20 protein-coding genes are annotated in these 18,455 nt (G+C 47.8%); 11 read left to right on the forward strand and 9 right to left on the reverse strand.

Translation table 11 applies throughout. From position 1 onward, the window contains the following. Positions 1-21 precede the first annotated feature (21 nt). Positions 22-429 carry a protein YgfX gene (locus LRP50_RS01990; protein WP_274162831.1) on the reverse strand — a complete coding sequence of 136 codons (408 nt, stop codon included), beginning with the start codon at positions 427-429 and terminating at the stop codon, positions 22-24. After that, positions 401-661: an FAD assembly factor SdhE gene (locus LRP50_RS01995; RefSeq protein WP_274162832.1), complete on the reverse strand. Its 261-nt coding sequence runs from the start codon at positions 659-661 to the stop codon at positions 401-403. Before LRP50_RS01995 ends, LRP50_RS01990 begins: the two co-directional genes overlap by 29 nt. Positions 662-885: 224 nt before the next feature. On the opposite strand from LRP50_RS01995, the gene ygfZ reads away from it, so the two are divergent. The 4 genes from ygfZ to LRP50_RS02015 all read left to right on the forward strand — a co-directional run bounded on the left by ygfZ (position 886) and on the right by LRP50_RS02015 (position 3,700). Continuing rightward, entirely contained in the window at positions 886-1,866 is a 981-nt protein-coding gene (gene ygfZ / locus LRP50_RS02000) for a tRNA-modifying protein YgfZ (RefSeq protein WP_274162833.1), read from the forward strand. After that, complete coding sequence (locus LRP50_RS02005) at positions 1,856-2,350, forward strand: aminoacyl-tRNA deacylase (RefSeq protein WP_274162834.1); 495 nt, start codon at positions 1,856-1,858, stop codon at positions 2,348-2,350. Before ygfZ ends, LRP50_RS02005 begins: the two co-directional genes overlap by 11 nt. A 5-nt stretch (positions 2,351-2,355) precedes the next feature. Beyond that, positions 2,356-3,282, forward strand: coding sequence for a LysR family transcriptional regulator (locus tag LRP50_RS02010; protein ID WP_274162835.1), 927 nt, complete (start codon positions 2,356-2,358; stop codon positions 3,280-3,282). A gap of 214 nt (positions 3,283-3,496) precedes the next feature. Next, positions 3,497-3,700 carry a DUF1107 family protein gene (locus LRP50_RS02015; RefSeq protein WP_274162836.1) on the forward strand — a complete coding sequence of 68 codons (204 nt, stop codon included), beginning with the start codon at positions 3,497-3,499 and terminating at the stop codon, positions 3,698-3,700. Between the two features lie 163 nt (positions 3,701-3,863). Here the strand turns inward: LRP50_RS02015 and gcvH are convergent, their stop codons facing one another. The 7 genes from gcvH to tkt form a co-directional block, all read right to left on the reverse strand. Next, positions 3,864-4,256 carry a glycine cleavage system protein GcvH gene (gene gcvH, locus LRP50_RS02020; RefSeq protein WP_274162837.1) on the reverse strand — a complete coding sequence of 131 codons (393 nt, stop codon included), beginning with the start codon at positions 4,254-4,256 and terminating at the stop codon, positions 3,864-3,866. Positions 4,257-4,511: 255 nt separating this feature from the next. Further along, complete coding sequence (gene mscS / locus LRP50_RS02025) at positions 4,512-5,345, reverse strand: small-conductance mechanosensitive channel MscS (protein ID WP_274162838.1); 834 nt, start codon at positions 5,343-5,345, stop codon at positions 4,512-4,514. A gap of 241 nt (positions 5,346-5,586) precedes the next feature. Then, positions 5,587-6,498 carry a small-conductance mechanosensitive channel MscS gene (gene mscS, locus LRP50_RS02030; protein ID WP_274162839.1) on the reverse strand — a complete coding sequence of 304 codons (912 nt, stop codon included), beginning with the start codon at positions 6,496-6,498 and terminating at the stop codon, positions 5,587-5,589. Positions 6,499-6,655: 157 nt separating this feature from the next. Further along, positions 6,656-7,732, reverse strand: coding sequence for a class II fructose-bisphosphate aldolase (fbaA, locus tag LRP50_RS02035; protein WP_274162840.1), 1,077 nt, complete (start codon positions 7,730-7,732; stop codon positions 6,656-6,658). A 226-nt stretch (positions 7,733-7,958) separates the two neighbouring features. Continuing rightward, complete coding sequence (locus LRP50_RS02040; protein ID WP_274162841.1) at positions 7,959-9,122, reverse strand: phosphoglycerate kinase; 1,164 nt, start codon at positions 9,120-9,122, stop codon at positions 7,959-7,961. 70 nt (positions 9,123-9,192) lie between these two features. Continuing rightward, positions 9,193-10,233, reverse strand: a complete 1,041-nt coding sequence (gene epd / locus LRP50_RS02045; RefSeq protein ID WP_274162842.1) for an erythrose-4-phosphate dehydrogenase — start codon at positions 10,231-10,233, stop codon at positions 9,193-9,195. 229 nt (positions 10,234-10,462) lie between these two features. Then, positions 10,463-12,460 (reverse strand): transketolase, encoded by a 1,998-nt coding sequence (tkt, locus tag LRP50_RS02050; RefSeq protein ID WP_274162843.1) that lies wholly within the window; start codon positions 12,458-12,460, stop codon positions 10,463-10,465. 349 nt (positions 12,461-12,809) lie between these two features. Here tkt and metK point away from each other — a divergent pair, with 349 nt between their 5' ends. From metK to ruvX, 7 genes are all read left to right on the forward strand, one after another. After that, entirely contained in the window at positions 12,810-13,964 is a 1,155-nt protein-coding gene (gene metK, locus LRP50_RS02055; RefSeq protein ID WP_274162844.1) for a methionine adenosyltransferase, read from the forward strand. A gap of 105 nt (positions 13,965-14,069) precedes the next feature. Beyond that, positions 14,070-14,561: a SprT family zinc-dependent metalloprotease gene (locus tag LRP50_RS02060; protein ID WP_274163008.1), complete on the forward strand. Its 492-nt coding sequence runs from the start codon at positions 14,070-14,072 to the stop codon at positions 14,559-14,561. A 128-nt stretch (positions 14,562-14,689) separates the two neighbouring features. After that, the gene (locus LRP50_RS02065) at positions 14,690-15,400 is read left to right on the forward strand and encodes an endonuclease (protein ID WP_274163009.1); all 711 of its coding nucleotides are present in this window, start codon (positions 14,690-14,692) and stop codon (positions 15,398-15,400) included. Between the two features lie 107 nt (positions 15,401-15,507). Next, on the forward strand, positions 15,508-16,239 hold the full coding sequence (gene rsmE / locus LRP50_RS02070; RefSeq protein ID WP_274162845.1) for a 16S rRNA (uracil(1498)-N(3))-methyltransferase: 732 nt from the start codon (positions 15,508-15,510) through the stop codon (positions 16,237-16,239). A gap of 47 nt (positions 16,240-16,286) precedes the next feature. Continuing rightward, on the forward strand, positions 16,287-17,234 hold the full coding sequence (gene gshB / locus LRP50_RS02075) for a glutathione synthase (protein ID WP_274162846.1): 948 nt from the start codon (positions 16,287-16,289) through the stop codon (positions 17,232-17,234). Between the two features lie 198 nt (positions 17,235-17,432). Then, the gene (locus LRP50_RS02080) at positions 17,433-17,996 is read left to right on the forward strand and encodes a YqgE/AlgH family protein (RefSeq protein ID WP_274162847.1); all 564 of its coding nucleotides are present in this window, start codon (positions 17,433-17,435) and stop codon (positions 17,994-17,996) included. Positions 17,997-18,006: 10 nt separating this feature from the next. Beyond that, positions 18,007-18,435 carry a Holliday junction resolvase RuvX gene (gene ruvX / locus LRP50_RS02085; RefSeq protein WP_274162848.1) on the forward strand — a complete coding sequence of 143 codons (429 nt, stop codon included), beginning with the start codon at positions 18,007-18,009 and terminating at the stop codon, positions 18,433-18,435. The last annotated feature ends 20 nt before the right edge of the window (positions 18,436-18,455 follow it).

The raw sequence follows: 18,455 nt of genomic DNA on the forward strand, positions 1-18,455 counted from the left end.
TGTAAGAATATGAGACATCGATCAGCTTTTAAGCGAAACACTGACTCGACTGATGTGACGAAAAACATCGTGAGGAACCGCGTCGTAGGTTATTGGCAAACGAAGCCGATGATCAGAAGTCCGTAGATCAAGCACAATCAAATAACGAGACAGTATGGCAATGCGAGCGACGTGATAGGACTGGCCGTGATAGAGACAATGACCGCTACTATGTAACTGAAAGTCACCTTCGAATGCAGCAAAACTGGCTAGGCGTCGGTGAGTTTCTGAGAGAAGAAGCGAGAGAAGCAGTGCACTCAGCTCCAGCGGCACGGCTGTAGATACAAAAAGCATTACCGCAGGAATAACATAGAGGCAAACAAGTCCCCAGCGCAACCAGTAAGAGCGCTGGAGTCGAGAATTAACGCAATTTGCTGCGGTTATGTGCAATGATTTTATCCGTCATCGCTGACAGTGCCGGTGCTTCACTGCGAGTGTGTCCCATTAACCAAGAGAACAGATCAGGGTCATCACATTCCAAAAGCGCGACAAAATCTAATTTTTCTTGCTCGGTCAGATCATCAAAGCACTCTTCGAAGAAGGGCATAATGATCACATCCAACTCCAACATGCCACGACGGCACGCCCATTTGATCCGCGGTTTATCTTCAGCGGTCAGCATGATTACCTCATTTAACACCAAATATATCTGCACAGATAGTAACAGTGCCCCGTCTATGGTGCTATTACTGCTGATGTAAGGGTGTTGACCTTGTGATCTAGATAACTCACCCATACATAAAGGGTTATACCCAAACAACCTCACAGTGCTTGTTTGGGTATAATGCTGACATTCACGACAGACAGCATTACCATAACGAATCCGTTCTATTAGCGAGAGACACCATGACAACTTGGTACCAAACGCACACATTTTCCAAACTTCCACTTTCTTCAGACAGTGCGCTACCAGCATTGTCAGTGATCGCGCTTGACCATATTGCACTTATCACCGCAGTAGGCGCCGACACCATCAGTTACTTACAGGGCCAGTTAACCTGCGATTTGGTGTCACTAGACAAGACGCAATCAACACTGGCTGCTCATTGTGACGCAAAAGGGAAAGTTTGGTCAGCCATGCGTCTTTTCCATCATCGAGATGGCATTGCCTATACCCAACCTGCATCCATCGCAGAAAAGCAGCTGGCTGAAATAAAAAAGTACGCCGTGTTTTCAAAGCTGACCTTTTCGCTCAGTGAACAAGTATTGCTGGGTGTTGTAGGTGACAAAGCCGATAACGCCATGCAATCGCGCTTTTTAGGTGAAGGGGATGTTCGCCCAACGCAAACAGGCACCGCCGTGAGAATCGAAACAAACCGCTGGTTGCTAGCCGTGGATGCGGAAGAAGCCGATAGCATCATTAGTGAAATGGGTGAACGTGCCGTACTCAGTGACAGCAGCTTATGGGACCTTTGCGAGCTTCGCAGTGCGATACCTTCTATTGCTGACGTCACCACCAACGAATTCATTCCCCAAGCACTTAACCTTCAAGCCCTAGACGGTATTAGCTTCAAAAAAGGCTGCTATACCGGCCAAGAAACCGTGGCTCGCGCCAAGTATCGAGGCATCAACAAACGCGCATCGTACTTGCTACAGGGCGAGGCGGAACAAGCACCCAAGGCGGGTGATGTGTTCGACCGCAGTGTTGGCCAGAACTGGCGTACCGGTGGCACCGTGCTATCGGGATATCGTTTTGATGACGGACAAGCACTCGCATTGGTTGTGTTACCGAATAACTTGGACGAAGACAGCCAGTTCCGTCTTCCTGAAACAGAGGCTTTATGGCAGAAAGTTGCCCTGCCTTACAGTGTTGAAGATGATGCTTGATCTGAACACCCCCATCATTGCGGTGCTTCGCGATAGCAACATCTCGCACCGTATTTTGCCGCATGACCGTGCGGCAACAACGATATTAGATGCCGCCGAACAACGCGGCGTCGACCCGAGGCAATTGGTCAAATCGATGCTTCTTAAAGATATGGGAGGTCAATATGCGCTGGCTTGCCTTCCAGGCACTGCATCAGTAGATCCGAAGAAAGTACGTGCGCTACTGGGCTGCCGTCGTATGACGTGTGTCGACAGCGCACATGTTCAGAGCATTACTGGCTACTCTCCAGGCATGATCACGCCTATCGCCGTATTAGGCGCTATGCCGATTGTCTTCGACCCAGCCCTAAGTGACTTCGAGCACATTAATATCAGCAGTGGCACACCCTTAGCAGGGGTCGAGCTTGCGTATGAAGATCTCGTTGCACTTTGCCAACCCGTTATCGCAGATATTTCTCGCGATGCGCAACCTAACGCAGAGTAGTCCAATTGAACTGGCGAGGGATTGACTTAAACCTGCTTGTGGCTTTTTCCGCATTAATGGAGACGCGCAGTGTCACTCGCGCAGCCAATAAGTTATCCATTGGCCAATCTGCAATGAGCCATAACCTGTCTCGCCTTCGTACTTTGCTCGATGACCCCTTGTTTCATCGTCAAGGGCACGAAATGCGACCCACCAGTCGAGCCCTTGAGCTCGATCCGGTGATCAGCCAATTGTTAGAGACCATCACTCACGAAGTACTTTCTCCCGCAGCCTTCGAGCCAGAGAATTACCAAGGAACGGTGAGAATTGGTCTAACTGACTATGCTGAATTAGTTTTCGCTCCTGCTCTGTTTGATGTGTTCCGCCAACAAGCCCCTTATTGTCAGTTGAGTTGTCGCCCTGTTGATCGCGTCAACTATCGGGAGGCATTGAAAGCAGATAGCGTCGACGTGGTGCTAGGCGCCGTTGAACCCCAAGAGCCTGCGCTCGAAATGGAAGACCTCTACACAGAAAAGCATGTCTGCTTGTATGATCCTCTAGCAACCGGTATTACTCAGCCATTAACGCTGCAAGACTACATTGCGTCGCCCCATGCGCTCGTCACTGTAGATGGGCAACTCAGTAGTCCTGTTGATGACACGCTTAAAGCGTTGGGCTGTGACCGTCAGGTGGTGATGGGTTCTCAACGTTTTCTGACCGTTCGCCATTTGCTATCAGGACGCAACCTGATTTGTACGGTGGCAGAACTGATGGCAAAACTAGACATGTTCAACACCACGCTGGCAATAAGCCCAACACCCGTTAATGTCAGTAATTTTGTCATCCGTCAGATTTGGCACAAGAAACACGCCAGCAGCGCCAAAAACCAATGGATCCGACAAACCATTCATCAAACTGTTCGCCAGCAAGTACAAAATTTACGTGCCAGATAATGGAGCGATATGTCCAGTTATCTAGAATGTGACCTACCCCAGATTCATTAGATTGAACCGCATTTTATTAAGCCAAGTGTCTTAGCTGTCACATTGTGGTCATGCTTGCGTCGTTATAATCCCGTCCGCCAAATTTCCAGAGTTTATCGCTGGAAAAAGGATGTTGGCTAGCCGTGTCGAGAGGCACAACAATAAAAATGAAAAGGAACTGCGAATGCGGATGTTTAATCGATATGTCCCCACCCTCATTGCTAAACACGTCTACCGTTTGTTTACCGGACACATTTACATTGATGGTCGTGGAAATTTCGACTTTCATCAGGGAATGGTGCAGGCGCAATCAAATGCGGACTTTGAGCATTATCGTACCGTAAAAGAAATTAATGCCGAGATCCGTCGCTTGAAAGAACAGTACTAATACTGCCCTAAAATTCTCATGCTACTTGCTCAGCAAGAGTGAAGAGATAACGGGATTATTGCTTCAAACACTTCGCTTGATCAAAAACACCGCGCCTTACGCGGTGTTTTTTTATGTCTAACATTTATCCTACCCACCAATGTGGTCAGTACCGAATGTCCAATTACTCTTCTTCTTCCAACGTTTCTTGGTATGCGGCAGCGTCGAGTAACTCATCAAGCTCTGTGGCATCACTAATTCGAATTTGGAACAACCAGCCATCACCATAAGCATCAGTGTTGACGTATTCTGGTGAACCGTCCAGGTCTTCATTGATAGCGACAATTTCACCGGTCAGCGGAGAATATATGTCTGAAGCTGCTTTAACAGATTCAGCCACGGCGCAATCGTCTCCGGCATCAACCGTGTCACCCACATCAGGTAGGTCAACAAAGACCATATCACCTAACATCGCCTGCGCATGATCAGATATACCCACGGTATATACGCCATCACCTTCAGGTCTTACCCACTCATGGGAAGCAGCAAATTTTAATTCAGATGGGATGTCACTCATAAATCAGCTTCCTTCTAGAAATTTTGTGCGACCAATCGTCAGTCACTTAAAATGCACATAGCGTCAGATACGCAAGTTAGGAAAGCCTTCACCTAATCGCAAGTAAAATCACCTTACAAAAAGCAATTGTTTTAACTCGATCAATCCTTACCTCGACATTCACGTATCAGCAGGCAGTAGAAACTAAACCTGCGACAAACAAAAACGCCAATGGCGATCCTCTCAACCATTGGCGTTTTGTTCAACTAACAGCGGTTAGTCGCTAGTTTTTTGCACGTGTACATCCATTTGTGGGAATGGAATCTCAATACCCTCTTCATCCAACCCTTCTTTGATGGCTTGCAGCAAATCAAAGTAAACACCCCAATAGTCGCCAGTGCGAACCCAAGGACGTACCACAAAATTAACAGAAGAGTCAGCAAGCGCCACGACACCAATGGTTGGTTCTGGCTCAGCCAGCAAGCGAGGTTCTGCTGCCAATACGCGTGCCAATACCTCTTTCGTTTTTTTCAAATCTGCGCTGTACGACACGCCAATTTCAAAATCAATACGACGCGTGTCATGACGAGAGTAGTTGGTGATTGGGCTAGAAATTACACCACCATTTGGCACGACAATCATTTTGTTGTCTGGTGTCTTCAATACCGTTGAGAAGATCTGAATTGAATCAACTGAACCCGCAACACCGCCGATTTCCACATAGTCGCCTGATTTGAAAGGACGAAACGCAACGATCAATACACCAGCAGCAAAGTTAGACAGTGAACCTTGCAACGCCAAGCCAACAGCCAAGCCCGCGGCACCAATAACAGCAACAACAGAAGCCGTTTGGACACCTAACTTACCGAGTGCAGCAATAAGAACAATCACGAACAATAAATAACGCACAAAAGTATGTACAAATTCGACAACCGCATTGTCGAGATCCTTTTTGCGCATTACCTTTGCGACACCACCAGCAACTTTTTTAACGACCCAGTTACCGATGATGATGATAGCGAGTGCAGAAATAATATTAACTGCGTATTGAAGCAGGAGATCTTGGTTGTCTGTAAACCAGCTCACTGCGCCTTGCGTTGCGTCTTCCATTTGCAATGTCCTTGATAGATTTATGTACGTAAATAGTCCTGAGATACGTCTGGTAGTAATCGCACCCCAATCACCTTATTAAGTCTCACAGGTGAAAATCAGAAGTGAGTTTACAGTTTAAGCGGCATTGAAGAGTGTCTCAAACTTAAAACAATGGGGCTGATCTTTTTGTGACTCATCTATGCCATAGATAGTAAAAAGCCCCGCATATTTGCAGGGCTTTATTCAACAATCCAAGCGATTAAACCGCTTCAGCAACTGGCTTTTTTTCAGCGTCGGCTTTTGCTTTCGCTTCAGCAGCCGCTGCGTGGTAATGCACATCCATTTGTGGGAATGGAATTTCAATACCCGCTTCGTCTAGGCCTTCTTTGATGGCTTGCATCAAATCGAAGTACGTTGCCCAGTAGTCCGCAGTGTTTACCCAAGGGCGAACAACAAAGTTCACGGAAGAGTCCATCAATGCATGCACACCGATCGTTGGCTCAGGATCTTGCAGAACACGCGGGTCTGCTTTAACAACACGCGTTAGCACTTCTTTGGTCTTTTTAAGATCGGCCTTGTAAGACACGCCAATAACGAAATCAATGCGGCGTGTTTCATGGCGTGAGTAGTTCGTGATTGGGCTAGAAATCACGGTGCCATTCGGTACAACAACCATTTTGTTGTCTGGCGTAGTCAAGATGGTTGAGAAGATTTGAATCGACGCAACCGAACCCGAGACACCACCCACTTCGACGTGGTCGCCAGATTTAAACGGACGGAACGTAACAATCAATACACCTGCAGCAAAGTTCGATAGCGAGCCTTGTAGCGCTAAACCAATAGCAAGACCTGCCGCACCAATAACCGCAACGATAGACGCAGTTTCAACGCCAACGCGGCCTAGAGCTGCAATCAGTACAATGGTAAACATCACGTAGCGAACCAAGTTTTCGATAAAATCGACAACCGTTTGGTCCAATTCACGCTTTTTAAGGACAACGGCTACAGAGCCAGCGACTTTCTTAACAACCCAATTACCCACAAGCATAATCATGATTGCGGTAATAATATTCACGCCATACTGAATCATCAGTTCATGGTTTGACGCCAACCAACTCATTGCTTCATTTGCTGTTTCTTCAACAGCTTGAATCGCATTTTGCTCAGTCATCTCTTTCTCTCATATTAAGATCACACAAGCCAACCCCTCCTGTCGTTTCCAACAATCAGAATTGGCTTGGTTACATGACTAAATTTCAGCCACAAAAAAACCCGCTAAATTTAGCGGGTTTTGAGAGATTTGTAATCCGTTTTTTTAAAAAACGAACTTACAGAACGTCAATTGCGTTCAGGTCAGCAAATGCTTTCTCAAGACGAGTAACCATAGAAGCCTGACCAGCACGTAGCCATACGCGTGGGTCGTAGTACTTCTTGTTAGGCGCAGCTTCGCCAGTTGGGTTGCCGATTTGACCTTGTAGGTAATCAAAGTTATCAGCAGAGTAAGTGCGGATACCGTCCCACGTTGCCCACTGAGTATCAGTATCGATGTTCATTTTGATAACACCGTAACCGATAGACTCTTGGATTTCTGCTTCAGAAGAACCAGAACCACCGTGGAATACGAAGTTCAGAGCGTTAGATGCAATACCGAATTTCTCTGCACAGTACGCTTGTGAGTCACGTAGGATAGTTGGAGTCAGTACAACGTTACCTGCTTGGTAAACACCGTGTACGTTACCGAAAGATGCTGCGATAGTGAAACGTGGGCTAATTGCGCTCAGTTTCTCGTATGCGTATGCAACGTCTTCTGGAGAAGTGTATAGCTCAGACGCGTCCATGTGAGAGTTGTCTACGCCGTCTTCTTCACCACCAGTACAACCTAGTTCGATTTCTAGGGTCATACCCATCTTTTCCATGCGCGCTAGGTATGCAGAACAGATTTCGATGTTTTCTTCTAGAGACTCTTCAGAAAGGTCGATCATGTGAGAAGAGAACAGAGGCTTACCCGTTTCAGCAAAGTGTGCTTCACCAGCGTCTAGTAGGCCGTCGATCCAAGGAAGAAGTTTCTTCGCAGCGTGGTCAGTGTGCAGGATAACTGGAACACCGTAAGCAGCAGCTACAGCGTGAACGTATTTAGCACCAGCAACAGCACCAAGGATTTGTGCACCTTGGCCTTCTAGCTTAACGCCTTTACCAGCAAAGAAGCCTGCACCGCCGTTAGAGAACTGAACAACAACTGGCGCTTTAACTTTAGAAGCAGCTTCTAGAACACCGTTGATTGAATCTGTGTTTACTACGTTTACCGCTGGAAGAGCGAACTTGTTCTCTTTAGCAATTTCAAACACTTTCTGTACGTCGTCACCAGAGATAACGCCAGGTTTTACAAAATCAAAAATCTTAGACATGACAATAGTCCTATTTACTCTGTAGTCTTTGAATGAATCAGTACCAAGCTGGCTATATCCCAACCAACTCAGCTAAATCGGCAAACGTTTGCGATCAGCGCTGCGCATTGTACCCAAACGTCTCACCAAACACATTAATTTTTGTCTTTGGTGTATGCATTTCCGCACGCAATTTTGGGTGAGAAACACATAAAAAAACGGAGGCTATCAACCTCCGTTTCATCAATTACGCTTTAGCGCGTGCTTCTAGCATTTCAACAGCTGGAAGTACTTTACCTTCAACGAACTCAAGGAAAGCGCCACCGCCAGTAGAGATGTAAGAAACATCAGCTTTGATACCGAACTTGTCGATAGCTGCTAGTGTGTCACCACCACCGGCTACAGAGAAACCTGCAGATTCAGCGATTGCTTTAGAAATGCCTGCAGTACCCGCTTCAAAGTTCTTGAATTCGAATACGCCAACTGGGCCATTCCAAAGGATAGTTTTCGCTGAACCGATGATTTCAGCAAGTGCTGCTGTTGATTGAGGACCAAGGTCGAAAATCATGTCGTCATCTTGAACGTCAGCAACGTTTTTGATTTCAGCTTCTGCGTTTTCGTCGAATGCTTTTGCACAAGCAACGTCAGTTGCTACTGGAATCGCACACTCTTTCATTAGCTTCTTAGCAGTGTCTACTAGGTCAGCTTCGTACAGTGATTTGCCCACGTTGTGGCCTTCAGCTGCGATGAAGGTGTTTGCGATACCACCGCCAACAACCAATTGGTCAGCGATTTTAGATAGAGACTCAAGAACAGTTAGCTTGGTAGAAACTTTAGAACCACCAACGATAGCAACCAATGGACGCTCTGGGTTGTCCATTGCTTTGCCAAGAGCTTCAAGCTCAGCCGCTAGAAGAGGACCCGCACATGCGATTGGTGCGAATACGCCTACGCCGTAAGTAGACGCTTGAGCGCGGTGAGCAGTACCGAATGCATCCATCACGAATACGTCACACAATGCAGCGTATTGCTTAGACAGTTCGTCTTCGTTCTTTTTCTCGCCTTTGTTAAAGCGAACGTTTTCTAGAACCACTAGCTCACCCGCGTTCAGCTCTAGGCCGTTCAGGTAGTCTTTTGCTAGTTTAACGTCGCAATCAAGCGCGTCGTTTAGGTAGTTAACAACTGGTTGTAGAGAGAACTCTTCCGCGTACTCGCCTTCGGTTGGACGACCAAGGTGAGAAGTTACCATCACTTTTGCGCCAGCTTCTAGGCAAGTTTTGATGGTTGGGATTGACGCTAGGATACGCGCGTCAGAAGTTACTTTGCCGTCTTTTACTGGTACGTTCAAATCGGCACGGATAAATACACGTTTGCCAGCCAAGTCCAGATCGGTCATTTTAATTACAGACATTTTCGTCCTCTCTATAAAGTTGCAAAAATTAATAAATTTGCTTTAGCTCTTACGAAGTAAAAGCCGTGACTCAAGCCTTCGAGCCACTGGAAACTGCGTCCATGGCTAACGCGGTATCTATCATCCGGTTAGCAAACCCCCACTCGTTATCGCACCACACCAGCATTTTCACCAAATTGTGGTTACTCACTCGTGTTTGCGAGCCATCGACAATGGCACTGTGAGGGTCATGGTTAAAGTCAATTGAGACTAATGGTGCCTCGGTATAATCGACGATGCCACTCAATGTACACCGAGCGGCCTCTTCGAGTGATTGATTTACGTCATTAACTTTCACTTTTGTGTTAACTGTGACGCTTAAATCCATCGCCGTGACATTTATGGTAGGAACTCTAACTGAAATTGCTTCAAATTTGTCAGAAAATTTCGGAAATATTCTTCCAATTCCTAAATGTAATTTGGTGTCGACAGGAATAATAGACTGACTGGCAGCACGTGTGCGTCGCAAATCTGGGTGATATGCATCAATCACCTGCTGATCGTTCATGGAAGAGTGGATTGTTGTGATCGTGCCGGATTCAATACCGAACTTCTCATCCAGTACTTTTATTACCGGAACAATACAGTTAGTGGTACATGAACCGTTCGACACGATGAGGTCAGATATTCTTAAAGTGTCTTCATTTACACCAAAGATAATCGTGTTATCGAGATCGTTGCTGCCAGGGTGGGAAAACAGCACTTTCTTTGCGCCCGCATCAATATGTGCTTGGCCATGTTCACGGTTACCGAAAACGCCTGTGCAATCGAGCACGATATCAATATCTAGATCTCGCCAAGGAAGCAGTTCGATGTCAGCAAGGTGTAGAAGGCGAATGGAATCATAATCACCGTCTTCATGATGAACGTAGAGGTGTTCCTGATTATTGGTGATTTTTTTCTGGAATCGCCCATGACTGGTGTCATATTGCAGAAGATGAGCCATCGCATCGGGCTGTGCAAGTTCATTCACCGCCACCACTTTAATGTGTTGGCTCTTTCCGCTTTCGTAAACGGCACGCAAAACATTGCGACCGATACGCCCAAATCCATTGATCGCTACCTTAAGCATCGCACCCTGTGTCCTAACACGAATTTATTGTTCTAGATATTACATGATACGGATCACAATCGCATCCGTAGAATCATATCTGTTAGAAGCAAGCGCTTTCATCGACATTACCTCGTCATACCAAATAGTTCCTGCTCTAGAATCCAAACACAATGCAGGCGTGCTCCTTCTTTTTTAAGCAAAAAAAACCGAGCCTGCTGGCTCGGTTCTCATTGTCACTGTCTTGCTATTACGCGAGAAGTTCTTTCGCCGTTTCAACCACATTTTCAACGGTGAAACCGAACATCTTGAACAGCTCGCCCGCTGGTGCAGATTCGCCAAAGGTGTGCATACCGATGATACGACCGTCGAAGCCAACGTACTTGTACCAGAAGTCAGCAATACCCGCTTCAATTGCAACACGAGCAGTCACGTCTGAAGGCAATACAGATTCACGGTAAGCCGCATCTTGTTGGTCGTAAACGTCAGTGGCAGGCATAGACACAACACGAACCTGTGTGCCGTTAGCCGCTAATTGTTCAGCAGCTTCAACTGCCAGTTCCACTTCAGAACCTGTCGCGATCAAAATTAGATCTGGCTTGCCTGCACAATCTTTCAGAACGTAGCCGCCCTTCGCGATGTCAGCTACTTGCTCAGCAGAACGATCTTGCTGTGCCAAGTTTTGACGCGAGAAAATCAGTGATGTTGGGCCATCTTTGCGTTCAATAGCCAGTTTCCACGCAACCGCAGATTCCACTTGGTCACACGGACGCCATGTGCTCATGTTCGGCGTTAGGCGTAGAGATGCGATTTGCTCAACCGGTTGGTGTGTTGGGCCATCTTCACCCAAACCGATAGAATCATGGGTGTACACTTGGATGTTCTGAATTTTCATCAGTGCAGCCATGCGCATTGCGTTACGTGCGTATTCCATAAACATCAGGAATGTTGCACCGTAAGGCACGAAACCGCCGTGCAGTGCGATACCGTTGATGATCGCCGTCATACCGAACTCACGCACACCGTAGTGGATGTAGTTGCCTGATGCGTCGTCAGCCGTCACGGCTTTCGAACCCGACCACATGGTCAGGTTTGAAGGCGCAAGATCAGCAGAGCCGCCCATGAATTCAGGGAGCATCGCACCAAACGCTTCTAGCGCGTTTTGAGATGCTTTACGTGATGCAATGTTCGCAGGGTTCGCTTGCAGATCAGCAATGATTGCGTTTGCCTTTGCTTCCCATTCTGCTGGCAAGTCACCGTTTACGCGGCGCTTGAATTCAGCAGCTAGTTCAGGATAAGCCGCTTCATACGCAGCAAACTTTTCATTCCAAGACGCTTCTTTTGCCGCACCCGCTTCTTTAGCATCCCATGCGCCATAAACGTCAGAAGGGATGTCAAACGGGCCGTGTTCCCAGCCAAGTTGTTGACGGGTCGCTGCGATTTCATCCGCGCCTAATGGTGCGCCGTGACAATCGTGGGTGCCCGCTTTGTTTGGTGAACCGAAACCGATCACGGTTTTGGTACAAATCAGGGTAGGACGACCTGTTTCTGCTTTTGCCGCTTCAATAGCGGCATTGATTGCGTCAGCATCGTGACCATCAACAGCAGGAATAACATGCCAGCCGTAAGCTTCAAAACGCTGAGGTGTATTGTCAGTGAACCAGCCTTCAACATGACCATCGATAGAAATACCGTTGTCATCCCAGAATGCAACCAGCTTGCCTAAACCTAGCGTACCCGCCAGTGAACAGGCTTCATGAGAAATACCTTCCATTAGACAACCGTCGCCTAAGAACACGAAAGTGTTGTGGTCAACGACGTCGTGGCCTTCACGGTTAAATTGCGCCGCCAGAGATTTCTCTGCCATTGCCATACCAACAGCGTTGGTAATGCCTTGGCCTAGCGGGCCAGTGGTGGTTTCAATGCCTGGTGCATAACCGTATTCAGGGTGACCTGGCGTCTTAGAATGCAGTTGGCGGAAGTTTTTCAGATCGTCAATCGACAGATCGTAACCAGTGAGGTGAAGCAGAGAGTAAATCAGCATTGAACCGTGGCCGTTAGACAAGATGAAACGGTCGCGGTCAGCCCATTCAGGGTTTTGCGGGTTGTGGTTCATGTGGTCTCGCCACAGTACTTCGGCGATATCAGCCATGCCCATAGGGGCGCCCGGGTGACCAGAGTTGGCTTGTTGTACACCGTCCATGCTTAGTGCACGAATCGCATTTGCTAAAACCTTGCGGGAAGACATGTCTGCTCCTGAGATCAATAGACGTTTTGTTTTATATGCAAACAGGCGCAATACTCAATATTGAGAGAGGCCTGATCGCAGAACTTGGCGGGGTCGTATTGTCGCAAGACTGCCGTTCGTCTGCAAACGATTTACATGGCTGATATATCGGCTTTCTTAGGATTTGAACGCGAAAGAAACGTTTAGATTCGACATCTTGCGACACGGAACGCAATCGTTTTCTATTTACACAGACAAATTGCATGGTTGATTTCTTATCACTCCAGCGTAGAATAGACGTCCAGATGGTAAAACATCTAACCATTTAAACGTATATAAACATATCTTCATATTTTTTAAGGAACGCGACATGGCCAAACACCTGTTTACTTCAGAATCGGTTTCGGAAGGTCACCCAGACAAAATTGCTGACCAGATTTCAGATGCCGTACTTGATGCGATTTTGGAGCAGGACCCGAAAGCCCGCGTTGCTTGTGAAACATACGTAAAAACCGGCATGGTGATGGTAGGCGGTGAAATCACCACCTCTGCATGGGTTGATATCGAAGAACTGACGCGTCAAACCGTGCGTGAAATCGGCTATGTGCATTCAGACATGGGTTTCGATGCCGATTCTTGTGCCGTACTGAACACCATCGGTAAGCAATCCCCAGACATCAACCAAGGTGTTGACCGTGCAGACCCGAAAGAACAGGGTGCAGGCGACCAAGGCATCATGTTTGGCTACGCATGTAATGAAACAGACGTATTGATGCCAGCACCGATCACTTACTCTCACCTTCTTGTTAAGAAACAAGCAGAAGTGCGTAAGAGCGGCAAGCTAGATTTCCTTCGTCCAGACGCGAAATCACAGGTCACTTTCCAATACGACCAAGGCAAAATTGTTGGTATCGATGCGGTTGTTCTTTCTACCCAACACTGTGATTCAGTGACCACTGAACACCTACGTGAAGCGGTAATGGAAGAAATCATCAAGCCAGTACTGCCTTCAGAGTGGCTGAACAAAGAAACCAAATTCTTCATCAACCCGACAGGCCGTTTCGTTATCGGTGGCCCAATGGGTGACTGTGGTTTGACAGGTCGTAAGATCATCGTTGATACCTACGGCGGCGCGGCGCGTCACGGCGGTGGTGCGTTCTCTGGTAAAGATCCATCAAAAGTTGACCGTTCAGCAGCATATGCAGCACGCTATGTAGCAAAGAACATCGTTGCAGCAGGACTTGCAGATCGCTGTGAAATCCAATTGTCTTACGCGATTGGAGTTGCCGATCCAACGTCTATCATGGTTGAAACGTTCGGTACTCAGAAAGTATCAGAAGACATCATCATCGAAGCGGTTCGTCAGCACTTTGACCTTCGCCCATACGGCCTACAAGAAATGCTGGATCTACTGCAACCTATCTACAAGAAGACAGCGGCGTACGGTCACTTCGGTCGTGAAGAATTCCCTTGGGAAAAAACTGACAAAGTGGCAGCCCTGCGCGATTTCGCTAACATCAAGTAATCGCAACAACGCAGCACAACAGAATAAGAAAAGGGAAGCGTCGGCTTCCCTTTTTTCATGCCTCTCATTACCCTAGCCACTGTGACCATCCACTCAGCCAAGGCGATGAACGAACTCCACTACCGTATTACTCGACGCGTAAGCGAATGCATCTCTCATGCGAATTTGACCCTCAATACAGATTTTGCAGTACCTGCGATCCGCTTTGATATTCGGGGTAAAACCGCGGGAATGGCGCTGCTTCAACGCTGGCAACTGCGTTTTAACCCCGTATTGCTCGCAGAGAACCCAGACGCTTTTCTAGAAGAAGTCGTCCCTCATGAAGTCAGCCACCTGATTGTCTTTGCTCGTTTCGGACGCGCTCGTCCACACGGCAAAGAATGGCAAGCCGTTATGTCTCAGGTCTTTGATGTTCAACCTAAAACCACACACAGCTTTGACGTTAAATCGGTAGAAGGCAAAACCTTTTCCTACCATTGCCAATGCGACGTTATCCCGTTGTCCGTGCGCCGCCACAACAAGGTGCAACGCCAGCAAGTGCAGTACATGTGCCGCCGCTGTAAACAGCCTCTGGTGTGGAAACCTTCTACACCCTAACGCGAATGCGTTACATGCAACGCCGCTCTTAATAACAAGTTGTTCAATTAACACTATTTTAGTGAGATTTAACTCGCATACATCTGCAATAATCAAAGTACTTAATTCCAAAAAGACTTTGTTTCATGATGAAAAAGTATCTCTTGCTGCTTTCTTCCTTGTTGATATCGCCACTGGCGATGTCTGCTCCTGAGCATCCACAATCCTTTTCGAAAGCCAAACGCATCGCGCAAAAAATCTATCAGGACTACCCCACCTCTTTTTACTGTGGCTGTGACATTGAGTGGAAAGGGAAGAAGGGCGTACCGCAGTTAGATGAATGTGGTTACCAAGTGCGTAAGCAATTAAAACGCGCTAGCCGCATTGAATGGGAACATGTCGTTCCCGCTTGGCAGTTCGGCCACCAGCGCCAATGCTGGCAAGACGGCGGACGCAAGAATTGCGGCAGAACCGACCCGGCCTTCCGCTTAATGGAAGCGGATTTGCACAATCTAGTCCCAGCTATTGGCGAAGTGAACGGCGACCGCTCTAACTATCGTTTTTCACAATGGAACGGAGACAAAGGCGCATTTTATGGACAATGCGACATGAAGGTCGATTTCAAACAGCGTGCAGTCGATCCACCCGCGCAAAGCCGTGGCGCAATTGCACGTATCTACCAGTACATGAATCAACAGTATGATTTTCGTTTAGCGTCAGCGCAGAAAAAACTCATGAACGCGTGGGACAAAACCTACCCAGTGACGGATTGGGAATGCGAGCGTGACCGTCGTATTGCCCTCAACCAAGGGAATCACAACCCTTTCGTGAAAGCAGCATGCGAAAAAGCAGGTCTATAAAGGCAACCTAGCTGAACGGAAAGACAAACCAAAACCTCACCAATACTACAGCCAATGAGCAGTAGCATGCTAAACTGCTGCTCATTATTTCCAAGACCAAAACCACCATGCGTATCCCAAGAATTTTCCATCCTGAATTGCTGCCTAACAGCGGCCGTGTCGCACTCGATGATGATGCGGCGAATCATGTTGGCCGTGTATTGCGTATGCAAGTTGGACAAGACGTTCTGCTCTTTGATGGCAGTGGCGCTGAATTTCCGGCCGTGATTTGTGACGTATCGAAAAAGAACGTCAATGTCGAAATCACTGAACGTGTCGAGCGCAGCATTGAATCGCCATTAGACCTGCACCTTGGTCAAGTTATCAGTCGCGGCGACAAAATGGAGTTCACCATTCAAAAGTCCGTCGAGCTTGGTGTGAATGTGATTACACCACTGATTTCCGAACGATGTGGTGTCAAACTCAACGCCGAGCGCTTCGACAAAAAATTACAGCAATGGCAGAAGATTGCGATTGCTGCTTGCGAGCAATCTGGCCGAAACATCGTCCCAGAAATCCGCCCTGTGATGGCGCTGGATGCCTGGAGTCAGGAAGCGTTTGATGGGTTAAAGCTAAACCTTCACCCTCGCGCCAAATATTCCATCAATACCCTGCCACAGCCCGTCAATCGCGTGCGCTTGTTGATTGGCCCTGAAGGCGGTTTATCGGCTGAAGAAATTGAAAAGACCCGCGAGCACGGGTTTGAAGAAACACTTTTGGGACCGCGAGTACTGCGCACTGAAACCGCAGCATTAACCGCAATTACGGCATTGCAGGTTCGCTTTGGTGACCTTGGTTAAACACACCTTGGATAACGGCGACGAACTTGCCAGATAAGGAAGACAGAATGATCAAACTGGGTATCGTGATGGACCCAATTGAGTCCATCAACATCAAGAAAGATTCTTCTTTTGCCATGATGCTAGAAGCACAAGCGCGTGGCTGGGAAATTCACTACATGCAGATGAATGACTTGTCGCTGGAGCAAGGCAAAGCCCTTGCTCGCACTAAGATCATCAGCGTAGAACAAAACCCTGAGAAGTGGTTTGACGTAAAAAGCGAACAAGAGATCGCATTGGCTGAGCTTGATGCCGTGTTGATGCGTAAAGATCCACCGTTCGACACAGAATACATCTACGCGACCTACATTCTGGAGCGCGCAGAAGTGGAAGGCTGTTTGATCGTTAACAAACCGCAAAGTCTGCGCGATTGTAACGAAAAACTGTTCACCGCTTGGTTCCCAGAGCACACGCCAATCACCTTAGTGACACGTCGCGACGACCAAATTAAAGCGTTCCATGAAAAACACGGTGATGTGATTTTGAAGCCACTTGATGGCATGGGCGGTTCATCCATCTTCCGGGTGAAGAAGGGCGACCCTAACCTGTCAGTGATCATCGAAACCCTAACCAGCCTTGGCACGAACTACTGCATGGCGCAGACGTTCGTTCCAGACATCAGCAATGGCGACAAACGCATTTTGGTGGTCGATGGCGAGCCAATGCCATACTGCTTGGCGCGTATTCCCGCCAAAGGCGAAACACGCGGTAACCTTGCCGCTGGTGGTCGCGGTGAAGCGCGCCCATTGAGTGAGACTGACTGGGCCATCGCCCGTGCGGTTGCACCAACGCTGAAAGAGAAAGGCCTGATCTTCGTAGGGCTGGATATCATAGGCGACAAACTGACAGAAATTAATGTCACGAGTCCAACCTGTATCCGTGAAATTGAAGCCGCTTTCGACATCAACATCAGTGGTAAATTGATGGATGCGATTGAAGCGCGTCTGCAAAAGTAACCGTACACCGCCTTGTGCAGTTTCCTCTGCACGAGGCTGACTTTCTTTCGCTTACCGCTCATACTGAACGTAGGCACTCTGCAAAGTTAGCACCTGCCGTTCATTACGCACTTTAAAACAAGCAGCTTTTTTGAAGCAAGCACCTTTTTTTGAAACAAGCACCTTTGCGCCAACGCAACTTAGTAGTGGAAGGGCATCATGAATTTTAAAAACCATTTTCTTGTCGCGATGCCTAGCATGGCAGACGACCGTTTTAAGCACAGTGTCATCTATATGTGCGAGCACAATGAAGACGGCGCGATGGGGCTTGTGATAAACCAGCCTATTAATATTTCTGTTGCAAACATGCTGGAGCAAATAGAAGTCGCTCGTGATCATCATGTCACTCAACCATTGAGCCTCGATCAACCCGTGTTGTTTGGTGGCCCCGTGTCGGAAGACCGTGGTTTTGTGCTTCACAAAAACAGGCAGACGTTTGGATCCAGCATCCAGCTATCAGACGCACTGACCGTGACGACATCAAAAGATATTCTGAGCATCTTAGGCACGAATGACGAACCAGAGCAGTTCATTGTTGCTCTCGGTTATTCCGGCTGGGATGCGGGTCAATTAGAAAAAGAATTGGCCGAAAACAGTTGGCTCACCATTGAAGCCGACCCTTCCGTGATTTTTGATACACCAATCAATGAACGTTGGGAAACCGCGTTGAAGCATTTGGGCATCAGTGCGCTCAATCTATCGTCCGATATTGGACACGCATAAGAGACATCCCATGAGTAACATTCAAACCGTGCTGGGTTTTGACTACGGCACAAAAAGTATTGGCACCGCTATCGGGCAAGCCATCACAGGTACGGCAACGCCGCTTAAAGCGCTCAAAGCCAAAGACGGTATCCCGAGCTGGGATGCTATCGAAGCTATTTTGAAAGAATGGAAACCAGACGTGGTGGTGGTTGGGTTACCCCTAGACTTACAAGGCGGCGAACTGGAAACCATCACCCCGCGCGCGCGTAAGTTTGCGAATCGTCTTAAAGGGCGATTTGGTGTTAACGTCGAACTGCACGATGAGCGACTCACCACCACAGAGGCGCGTTCATCACTGTTTGAACAAGGCGGTTATCGTGCACTAGGAAAAGGCAATATTGACTGCCAATCCGCCGTCATCATTGTCGAAAGTTGGTTTGAACATCAATACAGCTAAAAAAAGCGCCAATGGCGCTT

It is taken from the genome of Enterovibrio gelatinilyticus (assembly GCF_028683095.1).
Lineage (GTDB): Bacteria > Pseudomonadota > Gammaproteobacteria > Enterobacterales > Vibrionaceae > Enterovibrio > Enterovibrio gelatinilyticus.

Coding starts and splice junctions, on each gene's coding strand:
- LRP50_RS01995 (WP_274162832.1), bottom strand. CDS start 661: ATGCTGACCGCTGAAGATAAACCGCGGATCAAATGGGCGTGCCGTCGT.
- ygfZ (WP_274162833.1), top strand. CDS start 886: ATGACAACTTGGTACCAAACGCACACATTTTCCAAACTTCCACTTTCT.
- LRP50_RS02005 (WP_274162834.1), top strand. CDS start 1,856: ATGATGCTTGATCTGAACACCCCCATCATTGCGGTGCTTCGCGATAGC.
- LRP50_RS02015 (WP_274162836.1), top strand. CDS start 3,497: ATGCGGATGTTTAATCGATATGTCCCCACCCTCATTGCTAAACACGTC.
- gcvH (WP_274162837.1), bottom strand. CDS start 4,256: ATGAGTGACATCCCATCTGAATTAAAATTTGCTGCTTCCCATGAGTGG.
- mscS (WP_274162838.1), bottom strand. CDS start 5,345: ATGGAAGACGCAACGCAAGGCGCAGTGAGCTGGTTTACAGACAACCAA.
- mscS (WP_274162839.1), bottom strand. CDS start 6,498: ATGACTGAGCAAAATGCGATTCAAGCTGTTGAAGAAACAGCAAATGAA.
- fbaA (WP_274162840.1), bottom strand. CDS start 7,732: ATGTCTAAGATTTTTGATTTTGTAAAACCTGGCGTTATCTCTGGTGAC.
- LRP50_RS02040 (WP_274162841.1), bottom strand. CDS start 9,122: ATGTCTGTAATTAAAATGACCGATCTGGACTTGGCTGGCAAACGTGTA.
- epd (WP_274162842.1), bottom strand. CDS start 10,233: ATGCTTAAGGTAGCGATCAATGGATTTGGGCGTATCGGTCGCAATGTT.
- tkt (WP_274162843.1), bottom strand. CDS start 12,460: ATGTCTTCCCGCAAGGTTTTAGCAAATGCGATTCGTGCACTAAGCATG.
- metK (WP_274162844.1), top strand. CDS start 12,810: ATGGCCAAACACCTGTTTACTTCAGAATCGGTTTCGGAAGGTCACCCA.
- LRP50_RS02060 (WP_274163008.1), top strand. CDS start 14,070: ATGAACGAACTCCACTACCGTATTACTCGACGCGTAAGCGAATGCATC.
- LRP50_RS02065 (WP_274163009.1), top strand. CDS start 14,690: ATGAAAAAGTATCTCTTGCTGCTTTCTTCCTTGTTGATATCGCCACTG.
- rsmE (WP_274162845.1), top strand. CDS start 15,508: ATGCGTATCCCAAGAATTTTCCATCCTGAATTGCTGCCTAACAGCGGC.
- gshB (WP_274162846.1), top strand. CDS start 16,287: ATGATCAAACTGGGTATCGTGATGGACCCAATTGAGTCCATCAACATC.
- LRP50_RS02080 (WP_274162847.1), top strand. CDS start 17,433: ATGAATTTTAAAAACCATTTTCTTGTCGCGATGCCTAGCATGGCAGAC.
- ruvX (WP_274162848.1), top strand. CDS start 18,007: ATGAGTAACATTCAAACCGTGCTGGGTTTTGACTACGGCACAAAAAGT.